Origin of the sequence: Acetobacter sacchari (assembly GCF_017377715.1) — a bacterium.
In the GTDB taxonomy this organism is placed as follows: Bacteria; Pseudomonadota; Alphaproteobacteria; order Acetobacterales; family Acetobacteraceae; genus Acetobacter; species Acetobacter sacchari.
In genome coordinates, this window is the sequence record NZ_JAFVMF010000155.1 from 1 (window position 1) to 218 (window position 218).

General features: G+C 54.6%; 1 protein-coding gene. It reads left to right on the top strand.

From position 1 onward, the window contains the following. Positions 1-218 (top strand): hypothetical protein (locus J2D73_RS20570; protein WP_207884296.1); only part of this gene is annotated, 218 nt, incomplete at both ends.

A 218-nucleotide genomic window follows, 5' to 3' on the forward strand; every position in this document is an offset into this window, starting at 1 on the left:
TCTCGAAAAATTGCAGACCAGGCAGCCTGCTCCGGTCTCGTTTACCAGCAAAACTCAGGCCGATATTGCAGAATTTCGTCTGCGAATGGCGCAGCTTCAGGAGCAGATAGAGGCGTGGCTGGTGGGCACCGGACTGAATGTGGAGGCGTTTTCCGGTGAACCGGCCACATTGATGACTGAAGAAGAAGCGGAGACGGTTTCTGTACCGGTGATGAACC